This window comes from Enterobacter sp. TMH.L2, from assembly GCF_050847315.1.
Taxonomy (GTDB): domain Bacteria; phylum Pseudomonadota; class Gammaproteobacteria; order Enterobacterales; family Enterobacteriaceae; genus Cedecea.
This window is the reverse complement of record NZ_CP193791.1, coordinates 4,238,992-4,251,698: the sequence shown is the minus strand read 5'-3', so window position 1 is coordinate 4,251,698 and position 12,707 is coordinate 4,238,992. Positions and strand designations below refer to the sequence as shown.

The following is a 12,707-nucleotide window of genomic DNA, read 5'->3' as shown; positions in this document are numbered from 1 at the left end:
GAAAAAGGCACGTCCGACTGGACGTGCCTTTTGGCGTTTATGTGGATGAGTTATTGTTCGCTTTCATCGGTATAGCGCTTAGCTTTGTAGACCGGGTGCATCAGGTTGTGGACGGAGAAGATATCGTCCAGCTCGGCTTCGGTCAGCAGGCCGCGCTCTAGCACGACCTCGCGCACGCTCTTGCCGGTTTCTGCGCAGATCTTGCCGACGATGTCGCCGTTGTGGTGGCCAATGAACGGGTTCAGGTAGGTCACGATACCGATGGAGTTGTACACGTAGCTCTCACACACTTCTTTATTCGCGGTGATGCCGTTAATGCATTTTTCCAGCAGGTTGTAGCAGGCGTTGGTCAGGATATGAATGGATTCGAACATTGCCTGGCCAATCACCGGCTCCATCACGTTCAGCTGCAGCTGACCTGCTTCGGATGCCATGGTCACCGTGGTGTCGTTGCCGATGACTTTGAAGCAAACCTGATTCACCACTTCCGGGACAACCGGGTTCACTTTGGCCGGCATGATAGAAGAACCCGCCTGCAGTTCTGGCAGGTTGATTTCGTTCAGGCCAGCGCGCGGGCCGGAAGAGAGCAGGCGCAGGTCGTTACAGATTTTGGACATTTTCACGGCCAGGCGCTTCAGGGAGCTGTGCACCATTACGTATGCGCCGCAGTCGGAAGTGGCTTCAATCAGGTCTTCTGCTGGTACGCAGGCCAGGCCGCTGACTTCTGCCAGTTTCTGTACGGCCAGCTGCTGGTAGCCATCTGGCGTGTTGAGGCGGGTACCGATGGCGGTTGCGCCAAGGTTCACTTCCAGCAGCAGTTCAGCGGTGCGCAGCAGGTTTTTAGTCTCTTCAGTCAGCAGCACGTTGAACGCGTGGAACTCCTGACCGAGGGTCATCGGAACAGCGTCCTGAAGCTGGGTGCGGCCCATTTTCAGGATCTCAGAAAACTCAACCGCTTTACGCTGGAAGCCTTCGCCCAGCTGATTAATGGCATCGATCAGTTTCACGATGGAAGCATAAACTGCGATGCGGAAGCCGGTTGGGTAGGCGTCGTTAGTGGACTGGCATTTGTTGACGTGGTCGTTCGGGTTCAGGAACTGGTATTCACCTTTCTGGTGGCCCATCAGTTCCAGACCGATGTTAGCGAGGACTTCGTTGGTGTTCATGTTGACGGAAGTACCGGCGCCGCCCTGGTAGACGTCTACCGGGAATTGATCCATGCATTTGCCGTTGTTCAGGACTTCATCACAGGCCTGAATGATGGTGTTCGCGATGCTCTTAGGAATGGTTTGCAGTTCCTTGTTCGCCATTGCCGCCGCTTTTTTTACCATCACCATACCGCGTACAAATTCCGGTATGTCACTGATTTTACTGTTGCTAATGTAGAAGTTTTCAATCGCTCTCAGAGTATGAACGCCGTAGTAGGCATCCGCTGGCACTTCCCTGGTACCCAACAAATCTTCTTCGATACGAATGTTATTTAACATGTGAACCTTCTTAGTAAAGCTGCAGATAAATGCACTGTTTTATTCACACACACGAAATGTGGTTGTGAGCTTAATAGGCCGACGATTATGTCCATATTCGACCGCGTTGACGTGATGATATGCTGATGATAGCGAAAAGCAGTAACCTGGATCACTTATTAAAAGCCGCCACGCATAACAATTATTAATATGTGATATAGGTCAACAGTTGAAAATTTCCAGAAAAAATTCACGCAATAAACATTGATCTTTGTCTACAGCGTCGCCATCTCCCTCCTATGCGTAATTGCTAATCTATTTTTCGCGAGACCATTTACGGGCTCGCCCGATGACAGGAGCGTATAGTGCGCTGGATCCCTCTTATTGCCGTTTTCCTTTATGTTTACATCGAAATTTCGCTGTTCATACAGGTGGCACACGTTTTGGGGGTCTTTATGACCCTGATTCTGGTCATTTTCACTTCGGTGATTGGCCTTTCTCTGGTGCGTAACCAGGGCTTTAAAAACCTGATGCTGATGCAGCAGAAGATGGCGGCAGGCGAAAGCCCTGCGGCGGAGATGATCAAAAGCGTTTCGCTGATCATGGCCGGTATTTTGCTGCTGTTGCCGGGCTTTTTTACCGACTTCCTCGGTCTGCTGCTGCTGTTGCCGCCGGTGCAAAAGCACCTCACGCTCAAGCTGATGCCGCATTTGCGCTTCTCCCGCATGCCTGGCGGCGGTTTTAGCGCCGGTAGTGAAGGGGGCAATACATTCGACGGTGAGTTCCAGCGTAAAGACGACGCGCCAAAGCGCCTCGACGACCAGCACCGGGATGATCGTTAAATTTTAGTTTTTTTTGTTTTCCCCCCTTGAAGGGGGGAAAGCGCATCCCCATTAATCAGGTCACCAGCCGATTACCCCTGTGGGACGGCGTTACCTAACTATCTGATACTGACTTTCTCAAAGGAGAGCTATCAATGAGCATTCGTCCATTACATGATCGTGTCATCGTCAAGCGTAAAGAAGTTGAGTCCAAATCTGCGGGCGGCATCGTTCTGACTGGCTCCGCAGCGGGCAAATCAACTCGTGGCGAGATCATCGCTGTCGGTAAAGGCCGCATCCTGGAAAACGGTAGCGTGCAGCCGCTGGACGTGAAAGTGGGTGACATCGTTATCTTCAACGATGGCTACGGCGTGAAGTCCGAGAAAATCGACAACGAAGAAGTGCTGATCATGTCCGAAAGCGACATCCTGGCAATTGTTGAAGCGTAATTTGACGCACGAACCTGAACGAATTTGAGGAATAGAAGAAATGGCAGCTAAAGACGTAAAATTCGGTAACGACGCTCGTGTAAAAATGCTGCGCGGCGTTAACGTACTTGCAGATGCAGTGAAAGTTACCCTCGGTCCTAAAGGCCGTAACGTGGTTCTGGATAAATCTTTCGGTGCACCGACCATCACCAAAGATGGCGTTTCCGTAGCGCGTGAAATCGAGCTGGAAGACAAGTTCGAAAACATGGGCGCACAGATGGTGAAAGAAGTTGCCTCTAAAGCGAACGACGCTGCAGGCGACGGTACCACCACCGCAACCGTACTGGCTCAGGCTATCATCACCGAAGGTCTGAAAGCCGTTGCTGCGGGCATGAACCCAATGGACCTGAAACGCGGTATCGATAAAGCCGTTGTTGCCGCTGTTGAAGAGCTGAAAGCGCTGTCCGTGCCGTGCTCTGACTCTAAAGCGATTGCTCAGGTTGGTACTATCTCCGCTAACTCCGACGAAACCGTAGGTAAACTGATCGCTGAAGCGATGGATAAAGTCGGTAAAGAAGGCGTGATCACCGTTGAAGACGGTACCGGTCTGGAAGACGAACTGGACGTGGTTGAAGGTATGCAGTTCGACCGCGGCTACCTGTCCCCATACTTCATCAACAAGCCAGAAACTGGTGCTGTTGAGCTGGAAAGCCCGTTCATCCTGCTGGCTGACAAAAAAATCTCCAACATCCGTGAAATGCTGCCAGTGCTGGAAGCCGTTGCGAAAGCAGGCAAACCGCTGGTTATCATCGCTGAAGATGTTGAAGGCGAAGCGCTGGCTACCCTGGTGGTTAACACCATGCGTGGCATCGTGAAAGTGGCTGCGGTTAAAGCACCAGGCTTCGGCGACCGCCGTAAAGCTATGCTGCAGGACATCGCTACCCTGACCGGCGGTACCGTTATCTCTGAAGAGATCGGTATGGAGCTGGAAAAAGCGACCCTGGAAGACCTCGGCCAGGCTAAACGCGTTGTGATCAACAAAGACACCACCACCATCATCGATGGCGTGGGTGAAGAAGCCGCTATTCAGGGCCGCGTTGGTCAGATCCGTAAGCAGATCGAAGAAGCAACTTCTGACTATGACCGCGAAAAACTGCAGGAGCGCGTAGCGAAACTGGCAGGCGGCGTAGCGGTAATCAAAGTTGGTGCGGCTACCGAAGTTGAAATGAAAGAGAAAAAAGCTCGCGTCGACGATGCCCTGCACGCTACCCGTGCTGCGGTTGAAGAAGGCGTGGTTGCTGGTGGTGGTGTAGCGCTGGTTCGCGTTGCCGCTAAACTGGCTGGCCTGACCGCTCAGAACGAAGACCAGAACGTGGGTATCAAAGTTGCGCTGCGCGCGATGGAAGCTCCTCTGCGTCAGATCGTTTCTAACGCCGGTGAAGAGCCATCCGTTGTCACCAACGCGGTGAAAGCGGGCGAAGGTAACTACGGTTACAACGCCGCGACCGAAGAATACGGCAACATGATCGATTTCGGTATCCTGGACCCAACCAAAGTTACCCGTTCTGCTCTGCAGTACGCTGCTTCCGTGGCGGGCCTGATGATCACTACCGAGTGCATGGTCACCGACCTGCCTAAAGGCGATGCTCCTGACTTAGGCGCTGCTGGTGGTATGGGCGGCATGGGTGGCATGGGCGGCATGATGTAATTCGCCTTAGCACCTTGTGTTAAAGAAACCCTCAGTCAGAAATGTCTGGGGGTTTTTTCTTTTGTTCACACTCTGGTATAAGTGCTTACCGGGCAATAACGGCTCAATACCTTGATTACGGGGAATAACATGCGCATGAAAGTCTCATCAGGAGTGGTTGTGGCAGCGCTGCTGCTGGCAGGATGTAGCACGGGCAATCAGCTCAGCTCCAGCGGCCAGAGCGTTCGTTTTGTTGAAGACAAACCAGGAAGCGAATGCCGTCTATTAGGCACCGCGACCGGGGAACAGAGCAACTGGCTGTCTGGCCAGCACGGCGATGAAGGCGGGTCTATGCGCGGCGCGGCAAACGCACTGCGTAACAATGCGGCCGAAATGGGCGGCAACGTGCTGTACGGCGTGAGCAGCCCAACCCAGACGCTGCTCTCGAGCTTTGCGCCAACGGCCAGCCAAATGACGGGTCAGGTTTATAAGTGCCCGAACTGATTCGGTAAGTATTACCCTCACCCCGGCCCTCTCCTTCAGGGAGAGGGAGAAAAACGGACGTGCTTTTACTGATAGATCGAGGAAGGACTTGCGGTTCCCTGTCACTGGTAAGGGATAAAGTCGTGGGGCTTTTTCTACAGTTGAAGGCAGCACTAAGCGGTTCCCTCTCCTGGGGGAGAGGGTTAGGGTGAGGGCGTTAAGCTCTCACTTTTGCCGTAGCTGCAAATCCAGCGGCGTCTTACTTGGCTCCCCGCCTATTTCTCTCGCCAGCTTCGGCACCATATAGCCAGAAACCAGCGTCAGCAGCTCACGCATAATCGCCCGGGCCTCTTCGTCTTCTACCATAAAGTGCGCCGCACCTTGCACTCTGTCGAGCACGTGCAGGTAATACGGCATCACGCCCGCATTAAACAACGCATTACTAAGGTCGGCCAGGGTTTGTGGGTTGTCGTTCACGTCGCGCAGCAACACGCTTTGATTCAGCAGCGTGACGCGCGCCAGGCGTAGCTTTGCCATCGCCGAGCGGAAATCGTCGCCAATTTCCTGGGCGTGGTTAATATGATTAACCAGCAGCACCTGAAGCGATGAGCGGGCGATTCTTGCTGCCAGCCCATCGGTAATACGCGCCGGGATGACAATCGGCAGGCGGCTGTGAATGCGCAGGCGTTTGATATGAGGAATGGCCTCCAGCTCGCTCATCAGCCAGTCCAGTTCATGATCTTTGGCCATCAGCGGATCGCCGCCGGAGAAAATAATTTCGTCCAGCTCAGGATGTTCGCTGATATACGCCAGCGCCGTTTGCCAGTTGCGTTTGTTGCCCTGGTTGTCGGCATACGGGAAGTGGCGGCGGAAACAGTAGCGGCAGTTTACGGCGCAGCCACCTTTCACCAGCAGCAAGGCGCGGTTGCGGTACTTATGCAGCAGCCCTGGGACAACGCTGTGTTGCTCTTCCAGCGGATCGGTGGTGAAACCGGGCGCGGCAACGAACTCCTGTTTTGCTGTCAAAACCTGACGCAGTAACGGGTCGTTGGGGTTACCTTTTTCCATGCGCGCGACGAAAGCGCGAGGGACGCGCAGGGCAAAAAGACGCCTTGCTTCACGCCCGGCAAGCAGTTCTTCATCGTCAGCTACATTTAAAATGTGCAGCAGTTCATCAGGATCGGTTATAACATCGGCAAGTTGCGTTAACCAATCTTCTCTGTGAGGGGGATTTAGGGTTACAATGTGTGCCATTTTTTTGGCTAAGCTACCAGTTAACAAATTCAGAGGGCCTTATGGCGACTTATTCTAGCAACGATTTCCGTGCCGGTCTTAAAATCATGATGGATGGCGAACCGTACGCGGTTGAAGCCAGCGAATTCGTAAAACCGGGCAAGGGCCAGGCATTCGCGCGCGTTAAGCTGCGTCGTCTGCTGACCGGTACCCGCGTTGAGAAAACCTTCAAATCTACTGACTCTGCAGAAGGCGCTGACGTTGTCGATATGAACCTGACTTACCTGTACAACGACGGTGAGTTCTATCACTTCATGAACAACCAAACCTTCGAGCAGCTGGCTGCAGACGAAAAAGCCGTTGGCGAAAACGCTAAATGGCTGCTGGACCAGGCTGAGTGCATCGTGACCTTGTGGAACGGTCAGCCAATCTCCGTTACCCCACCGAACTTTGTTGAGCTGGAAATCGTTGAAACCGATCCAGGTCTGAAAGGTGACACTGCAGGGACCGGCGGCAAGCCAGCAACCCTGAGCACCGGCGCTGTGGTTAAAGTTCCGCTGTTCGTCCAGATCGGCGAAGTCATCAAAGTTGACACCCGTTCTGGTGAATACGTTTCTCGCGTGAAGTAATTCTCGTGAAGGTTCGCGGCGCGGTGCCTGAGGCTCGCGCCGCCGCTTTGTCAGGGCAGGGAAGATGAAACGTTTGTTGAAACAGATTCTTTTTATCTCGCTGCTGGCCGCTGCGCTGTCGGGTTGTAATACCACGCGTGGGTTTGGCGAAGACTTGCAACATCTCGGCGGCGCCATTGAGCGCGTAGCCAATAAATAGTCCCTGCCAGTTATCCGAAATCGCCTCGCTTTTCCTTCGTTGTTCATTTTTTTAGCTATGCTTAACAAGCTATACACAAACAACATAGTTATAAGGAAAAGCTCATGATTAAGAAAACCATTGCTGCGTTTTTCTCTCTCGTCGTTCTTTCATCCTTGTTGACCGCCTGTAACACCACCCGCGGCGTGGGCGAGGATATACAAAGCGGCGGTAAGGCTATTTCTGGTGCGGCAACAAAAGCGCAGGAATAATACTGTTCGGTACGGTGCTAGTGCCGTACCGTTATTCTAAAACAGCCTCCGGAATATTTAAAAAAAGCGATAATCTATTGTCGGCTCCCAGCTTTAATCGAATGTTTCGCTTATAGGTGTAAACCGTTTTTACGCTTATTTCCATCACTCTGGCAATATATTCGTTATTCGCCTCTTCCTTCCAGAGTTTTAATATTCTCTCTTCGCGTAAGGTCAGTAATGGCGTAATATGTCGTTTCACTTCACGGAATGGCGGGCGGGTCGCAATAGTCTGCTGAATCAATGCCGTTAATGCCGACAATGATACTGACTTATCCCAAATATCGTTAGTGCCTTGCGCCGCGCAGTACTCAGCAATGGTGGGGTGTTGCCCGCTTTGCAGCAGCAGCAGGCGCGTCGTATCGCCACAGGCAGAATAAATAGTCGAAAGCTGTTGGATATTATGCAATGCGGTTGAGAAACTGTTGAAGTCGGCGATCACCATATTCGGCTGCCATTTTATAATTTTTTCACGGGCGAGAAGTAAACTGTCTGTCTCTGAAATACTCACTGCCGTAGCCAGATTATTTTTCTGATTGAGCAAGTGCGTCAGTCCCTGACGGCTGAAGTAACACCTATCAACCAATAATATTTTATACATTTTCACGCTTCACGTTAATCATTACTGCGGCGTTTGCAGGCTGGCAAACCACGTTTTATCATATGAATAAAATTGCCAAAATGAATCACGGAAATACGCGCGAATTCGCTGTCAATTCCAGGCTTAGCAAGGCCCGGCGAGTGAAACGATTATTTCATTGCGTAGCATTTGGATACGGATTTTCAGGCAGCCGTTTGGGTGCTAAAATCAACTTCTCACCTAAGCCTTACGGGACGACCCGCAAGCGCATCTCACACCGGGGACGGCCCCATTTCTACTGGAGCTGTTATGGCCTGGATCGTACTGTTAATTGCCGGATTACTGGAAGTTGTTTGGGCGGTAGGACTGAAATATACCCACGGCTTTAGCCGCCTGTGGCCTAGCGTTATCACCATCGTCGCGATGGTTGTCAGCATGGCTTTGCTCGCCTGGGCGATGAAAACCCTGCCCACCGGCACGGCCTACGCGGTGTGGACCGGGATCGGTGCCGTCGGCGCGGCGATTACCGGCATTCTGCTGCTGGGAGAGTCGGCTAACCCGATGCGTCTGGCTAGCCTGGCTCTGATTGTGGTCGGGATCATTGGCTTGAAACTTTCCACGCATTAACTGCCTGGTTGTTTCACCCAAATCAATTTATCCACCGCAAAGCCCTGGCGAGCGGCGATAGCCAATAGCTGTTGCTTGAGATCGTGGTTGATGGTTGGTGTGCGGGACAGGATCCACAGATAGCTGAGATCCGGCCCGCATACCAGCGCATGGCGATAGTCTTTATCCAGCGCAATCACGTTATAGCCGCCGTAAAACGGGCCAAAAAAGGAGACTTTCAGCGCAGCGACGCTCGGGTCTCCGGTGAAATAAGCCTTCCCTTCTGCCTGCTGCCACATCTGCCTGTCCGGGTTGAATCCCCGGTTTATCACGCGCAGGCCGCCGTCATCCATAAAACTGTAGGTGGCCGTGACCTGATTCAGGCCGCTTTCAAAGCTGTGGTCCATTCGCGCAATTTCATACCAGGTGCCGATAAAGCGTTTTGCCTCGAAGTTTTGCACGACCGTGACGCTGGGGGGAGGAGTTGGTGAGCTACAGGAGACAACGAATAATGCGACCGCAAGCGCGGTGAAAGCGGGCCAAATGCGCATAGCAGATTCCTTCCGAGGTTTTTTAGCTAAGTGTAGATGGCGACAGGAAATAAAGTGTGAGCGAAGCCGGAAATAATACGGCCTGTGTTCAACAGGCCGTGGTCATTTTTATTGCAGTGCTTCAAGAATGGCGTAAGCGGCTTTTACTCGCTCGGTGTTCGGGTAGCTTTTGTTGGCCAGCATTACGATACCCAGCTGTTTTTCTGGGATAAAGGCCACGTAGCTACCAAAGCCGCCTGTCGACCCGGTTTTATGTACCCATGAGGCTTTCACCGCAGGTGCTGGAGGCTCAATCAGCGTTGCCGGGTGCGGCGCAAGGGCGATCTTGTTGTCACTGCCATCAATAATCGTTTTCCCCTTCACCGGCCAGTTCAGCATTTCCCAGCCAAGCCCCTGATACATGCTACCCACGCGCCAGTAACGTGACTGCGCGAGCTGGATACCCTGAGCTAACGTTTTGTCTCCCAGACGATCGGGGGCCATATTCGCCTGCACCCAATGGGCCATATCTTCGATGCTGGATTTCACGCCGTAGGCTTCTGCATCCAGCATGCCCGGCGAGACGCGCACGGCTTTGCCGTCCCGGTAGCCCCAGGCGTAGTGGCTGTCTTCCGTCGCCGGCACGTTAATCCAGGTGTGTTGAAGATTCAGTGGCTCAAAGACGCGTTTTAACATCGCCTGTTCAAAGCTCATGCCTGACGGTTTCACCATCAAGGCTCCGAATAGTCCAATACTTGCATTGGCGTAGAGGCGCTGTGTGCCAGGTGCCCACTTCGGCTGCCAGTTCTGGTAAAACTTCAGCAGGGCATCGCTGTTGGTTACCTCGTCCGGCACCTGCAGCGGCAGGCCACCGGCGGTATAGGTGGCAAGCTGCAGCAGGGTGATCCCTTTCCACTGCTTGCCGTTCAGCTCAGGCCAGTATTTCTGCGCCGGGTCGCTAAGGCTAACTTCGCCGCGAGCCAAAGCATCACCGCCCAGTACGCCGGTAAAGGTTTTACTGACCGAGCCCAGTTCAAACAACGTTTGTTGCGTTACCGGCACGTTGCGCTGCACATCGGCTTTTCCCCAGGTGAAATACAGCGGGTAGCCTTTGTAGATAACGGCCACCGCCATGCCGGGGATCGCCTGCTCTTTCATTAGCGGGGCAACGGTGCGGTTCACCAGCTTTTCAATCTGCGGTGCAGTCAGTTCTTTTTGTGCAGCAAAGCTGGAGCATGAGGCGGCAAGCAGCAGCGTCAGGCAAAGGGTTTTTTTCATGATGGATAACCTTCCTTAGAGAGATGATAGCAGTCCGGGCCCGTCAGACGAGGCAAGTTTGTTGGATTTGACACCCGATGACAAACGATTAAATTTGGCATTAGGCTTAAGATTTTCTAACAGGTAATGTCATGACCCGCAGCTATATCCCGCTAAACTCTCTGCGCGCTTTTGAAGCCGCAGCCAGGCATCTTAGCTTTACCCATGCTGCCATCGAGCTGAATGTCACTCATTCTGCCATCAGCCAGCAGGTGAAAGCCCTGGAAGAACATCTGCGTTGCCAGCTGTTTGTGCGCGTTTCTCGTGGGTTGATGTTGACCACGGAAGGTGAAAACCTGTTACCTGTGCTAAACGATTCCTTTGACCGCATTGCCGGGGTACTGGATCGGTTTTCGGGCGCGCAAGCGAGAGAAAAACTTAAGCTAGGTGTGGTGGGCACTTTTGCAACAGGCTTTCTGCTGCCGCGCCTTGAGGCGTTTCGGCGTCGCTATCCGCATATCGATCTTCAGCTTTCGACGCACAACAACCGGGTGGATCCGGCGGCGGAGGGGTTGGACTATACGGTGCGATTTGGTAGCGGAGCCTGGCACGGAACAGACGCGATTTATCTGTGTGATGCCCCGCTGTCACCGCTTTGTTCTCCTGCGCTGGCTTCTGAACTCCAGCGCCCGCAGGACGTGCTGAATCATACGCTCCTGCGTTCCTACCGGCGTGACGAATGGGCGGCATGGTTGCAGGCGGCGGGCGAGGCGCCACCGTCGCCAACGCATCTGGTGATGGTTTTTGATTCTTCGGTAACTATGCTTGAAGCCGCACAGGCTGGCGCGGGTGTTGCCCTTGCCCCGGTGAATATGTTTACCCACTTGCTGAACAGCGAGCGGATTGTTCGCCCGTTTGAGGCTGAAATCAGTCTCGGCAGTTACTGGCTGACAAAGCTCCAGTCCAGGGCGGAAACGCCCGCCATGCGAGACTTCTCCGGCTGGTTAGCCGGAGAGTGTGAGAAAGCGTAGGGCCTGATTGCCAGAACCAGGGCGGGTTATTTTACCAGCCCAAACAGGTCATTAAGCGCTTCGCTCATGGTAGGGTGCGTGAAAATTTGGTCGCGCAGCGTGGTGTAGGGCAGCCCGGCATCCATGACGGTTTTAATCAGGTTAATGATCTCATGGGAGTCAGGGCATAGCAGCGATGCGCCGAGGATCTCCTGCGTTGAGGTATCCACGATAGCTTTGAGCAAGCCGCGAGTGTCGCCCATGACTCTGGCCCTTGGAATTGCCGCCACGGGAAGCGTAACGATCTGAATGGGTTTACCGCTGGCCTGGGCCTGTTCTTCAGTCATGCCAATGCGAGACAGCGGAGGGGTCATAAACACGGAATAAGGCACATTTTTTCTGTCCCCGGTATGGCGTTTACCTTCGCCCAACAGGCTGTCACGCACGATACGGAAGTCATCGAGCGAGATATAGGTAAACTGTAGCCCGCCGGTTACATCCCCCATTGCCCAGATGTTGTCTGCAGAGGTACGCAGGTATTTATTCACCACGATGGCCCCACGAGCATCGACATCAATCCCGGCATTTTTCAGGTTCAGGGTATCCGTAGCGGGTTTTCGCCCTGAGGCAACAAGCAGCGCGTCAACCGTGTAGACACTATCGTTCGTCTGCAAATGCACCCTGTTGTCATGGGATTCAACGTGCTGAACTTTAGCGTTTAGGATGAGCTCCACGCCTTGCTGCTGAAGTATGTTGGCGACCGCTGCGGCTACGTCACGGTCCTCACGCGGCAAAAAATCTTCGGCGGCTTCGAAAATGGTGACCTTGCTGCCGAAACCGACAAACATTGAGGCAAACTCAACCCCGATGTAGCCGCCGCCCAAAATACCGAGGTGCGTTGGGAGCGTGGTCAGATTAAGCAGCCCGGTGCTGTCATATACCCCAGGCGTAGCCGTCAGCCCGTCAATCGGCGGCAGAACGGACTGCGCACCGGTGTTGATAAAGATTTTCTCTCCCTGCAGTTCAATAGTTTCACCGTTCTGCATCACGCGAACAGTATGCCGGTCGATAAACTCTGCGTGGCCGTTGATAACGTCCACATTATTCAGGTCGGCCAGCAAGTGGTAATTCTTGTCCCGCAGGAAACTGACAATTGAAGACTTACGTGCGATGGCTGTCGTAAAGTCCTGATGCTGTTCTGCATCGTGGACCAGCGCTTTGGTGGGAATGCAGCCAATGTTAATGCAGGTACCGCCGTACATTTCGGCGGATTGCTCGATGATGGCGACTTTCCAGTTTTGTTTTGCCAGGGTTGCCGCCAGGGTTTTACCTGCTTTACCAAAGCCAATAATGATTGCCTGATAGGTCTGCATGGAGGTTCTCCGTCAGTGAGCCAGCCGTTAAGTTAATGGCAATCATTGTGTATGCATGGCGTCAATGTGATTTCTTCAGGTATCTTTAAGTCCTGTCTTATCGTCTGATTTTTTG

15 protein-coding genes are annotated in these 12,707 nt (G+C 53.2%); 9 read left to right on the top strand and 6 right to left on the bottom strand.

Annotation, left to right across the window (positions count from 1 at the left end):
- Window positions 1-50 precede the first annotated feature (50 nt).
- A complete protein-coding gene (gene aspA, locus ACREYP_RS20375; protein WP_008453774.1) occupies window positions 51-1,487 on the bottom strand; it encodes an aspartate ammonia-lyase in 1,437 nt (478 codons plus the stop codon).
- Between the two features lie 344 nt (window positions 1,488-1,831).
- On the opposite strand from aspA, the gene ACREYP_RS20370 reads away from it, so the two are divergent.
- The 4 genes from ACREYP_RS20370 (at window position 1,832) to ACREYP_RS20355 (ending at window position 4,906) form a co-directional block, all read left to right on the top strand.
- On the top strand, window positions 1,832-2,308 hold the full coding sequence (locus ACREYP_RS20370; protein WP_008453773.1) for an FxsA family protein: 477 nt from the start codon (window positions 1,832-1,834) through the stop codon (window positions 2,306-2,308).
- A 134-nt stretch (window positions 2,309-2,442) separates the two neighbouring features.
- Window positions 2,443-2,736: a co-chaperone GroES gene (locus ACREYP_RS20365; protein WP_008453772.1), complete on the top strand. Its 294-nt coding sequence runs from the start codon at window positions 2,443-2,445 to the stop codon at window positions 2,734-2,736.
- Between the two features lie 40 nt (window positions 2,737-2,776).
- A complete protein-coding gene (gene groL / locus ACREYP_RS20360) occupies window positions 2,777-4,423 on the top strand; it encodes a chaperonin GroEL (protein ID WP_008453770.1) in 1,647 nt (548 codons plus the stop codon).
- 129 nt (window positions 4,424-4,552) lie between these two features.
- On the top strand, window positions 4,553-4,906 hold the full coding sequence (locus ACREYP_RS20355; RefSeq protein ID WP_166877417.1) for a DUF4156 domain-containing protein: 354 nt from the start codon (window positions 4,553-4,555) through the stop codon (window positions 4,904-4,906).
- Window positions 4,907-5,110: 204 nt separating this feature from the next.
- On the opposite strand, the gene epmB is transcribed toward ACREYP_RS20355, so the two are convergent.
- On the bottom strand, window positions 5,111-6,139 hold the full coding sequence (epmB, locus tag ACREYP_RS20350; protein WP_336818274.1) for an EF-P beta-lysylation protein EpmB: 1,029 nt from the start codon (window positions 6,137-6,139) through the stop codon (window positions 5,111-5,113).
- Window positions 6,140-6,180: 41 nt separating this feature from the next.
- Here epmB and efp point away from each other — a divergent pair, with 41 nt between their 5' ends.
- The 3 genes from efp (at window position 6,181) to ecnB (ending at window position 7,197) form a co-directional block, all read left to right on the top strand.
- Window positions 6,181-6,747 (top strand): elongation factor P, encoded by a 567-nt coding sequence (efp, locus tag ACREYP_RS20345; protein WP_008453764.1) that lies wholly within the window; start codon window positions 6,181-6,183, stop codon window positions 6,745-6,747.
- Between the two features lie 64 nt (window positions 6,748-6,811).
- On the top strand, window positions 6,812-6,946 hold the full coding sequence (locus tag ACREYP_RS20340) for an entericidin A/B family lipoprotein (RefSeq protein WP_008453762.1): 135 nt from the start codon (window positions 6,812-6,814) through the stop codon (window positions 6,944-6,946).
- Window positions 6,947-7,050: 104 nt separating this feature from the next.
- Complete coding sequence (ecnB, locus tag ACREYP_RS20335) at window positions 7,051-7,197, top strand: lipoprotein toxin entericidin B (RefSeq protein ID WP_008453759.1); 147 nt, start codon at window positions 7,051-7,053, stop codon at window positions 7,195-7,197.
- 31 nt (window positions 7,198-7,228) lie between these two features.
- On the opposite strand, the gene ACREYP_RS20330 is transcribed toward ecnB, so the two are convergent.
- Window positions 7,229-7,837, bottom strand: a complete 609-nt coding sequence (locus ACREYP_RS20330; RefSeq protein WP_008453758.1) for a LuxR C-terminal-related transcriptional regulator — start codon at window positions 7,835-7,837, stop codon at window positions 7,229-7,231.
- 288 nt (window positions 7,838-8,125) lie between these two features.
- Here ACREYP_RS20330 and sugE point away from each other — a divergent pair, with 288 nt between their 5' ends.
- Window positions 8,126-8,443, top strand: a complete 318-nt coding sequence (sugE, locus tag ACREYP_RS20325; RefSeq protein ID WP_008453755.1) for a quaternary ammonium compound efflux SMR transporter SugE — start codon at window positions 8,126-8,128, stop codon at window positions 8,441-8,443.
- Here sugE and blc read toward each other — a convergent pair.
- A complete protein-coding gene (gene blc, locus ACREYP_RS20320; RefSeq protein WP_336818275.1) occupies window positions 8,440-8,973 on the bottom strand; it encodes an outer membrane lipoprotein Blc in 534 nt (177 codons plus the stop codon). The two genes, sugE and blc, sit on opposite strands and share 4 nt — an antisense overlap.
- 108 nt (window positions 8,974-9,081) lie before the next feature.
- Complete coding sequence (gene ampC / locus ACREYP_RS20315; protein WP_083845834.1) at window positions 9,082-10,233, bottom strand: CMY2/MIR/ACT/EC family class C beta-lactamase; 1,152 nt, start codon at window positions 10,231-10,233, stop codon at window positions 9,082-9,084.
- Window positions 10,234-10,361: 128 nt separating this feature from the next.
- Between ampC and ampR the strand changes: the two genes are divergently transcribed.
- Window positions 10,362-11,240 carry a LysR family transcriptional regulator AmpR gene (gene ampR / locus ACREYP_RS20310; protein ID WP_166993196.1) on the top strand — a complete coding sequence of 293 codons (879 nt, stop codon included), beginning with the start codon at window positions 10,362-10,364 and terminating at the stop codon, window positions 11,238-11,240.
- A gap of 26 nt (window positions 11,241-11,266) precedes the next feature.
- On the opposite strand, the gene rclA is transcribed toward ampR, so the two are convergent.
- On the bottom strand, window positions 11,267-12,592 hold the full coding sequence (gene rclA, locus ACREYP_RS20305) for a reactive chlorine resistance oxidoreductase RclA (protein WP_008453747.1): 1,326 nt from the start codon (window positions 12,590-12,592) through the stop codon (window positions 11,267-11,269).
- Window positions 12,593-12,707 lie beyond the last annotated feature (115 nt).

Bases quoted from the DNA above. Each gene is read 5' to 3' on its own strand.
- sugE (WP_008453755.1), top strand. From the start codon at position 8,126: ATGGCCTGGATCGTACTGTTAATTGCCGGATTACTGGAAGTTGTTTGG.
- efp (WP_008453764.1), top strand. From the start codon at position 6,181: ATGGCGACTTATTCTAGCAACGATTTCCGTGCCGGTCTTAAAATCATG.
- ACREYP_RS20330 (WP_008453758.1), bottom strand. From the start codon at position 7,837: ATGTATAAAATATTATTGGTTGATAGGTGTTACTTCAGCCGTCAGGGA.
- ACREYP_RS20365 (WP_008453772.1), top strand. From the start codon at position 2,443: ATGAGCATTCGTCCATTACATGATCGTGTCATCGTCAAGCGTAAAGAA.
- aspA (WP_008453774.1), bottom strand. From the start codon at position 1,487: ATGTTAAATAACATTCGTATCGAAGAAGATTTGTTGGGTACCAGGGAA.
- ecnB (WP_008453759.1), top strand. From the start codon at position 7,051: ATGATTAAGAAAACCATTGCTGCGTTTTTCTCTCTCGTCGTTCTTTCA.
- ACREYP_RS20355 (WP_166877417.1), top strand. From the start codon at position 4,553: ATGCGCATGAAAGTCTCATCAGGAGTGGTTGTGGCAGCGCTGCTGCTG.
- groL (WP_008453770.1), top strand. From the start codon at position 2,777: ATGGCAGCTAAAGACGTAAAATTCGGTAACGACGCTCGTGTAAAAATG.
- blc (WP_336818275.1), bottom strand. From the start codon at position 8,973: ATGCGCATTTGGCCCGCTTTCACCGCGCTTGCGGTCGCATTATTCGTT.
- ACREYP_RS20340 (WP_008453762.1), top strand. From the start codon at position 6,812: ATGAAACGTTTGTTGAAACAGATTCTTTTTATCTCGCTGCTGGCCGCT.
- epmB (WP_336818274.1), bottom strand. From the start codon at position 6,139: ATGGCACACATTGTAACCCTAAATCCCCCTCACAGAGAAGATTGGTTA.
- rclA (WP_008453747.1), bottom strand. From the start codon at position 12,592: ATGCAGACCTATCAGGCAATCATTATTGGCTTTGGTAAAGCAGGTAAA.
- ampR (WP_166993196.1), top strand. From the start codon at position 10,362: ATGACCCGCAGCTATATCCCGCTAAACTCTCTGCGCGCTTTTGAAGCC.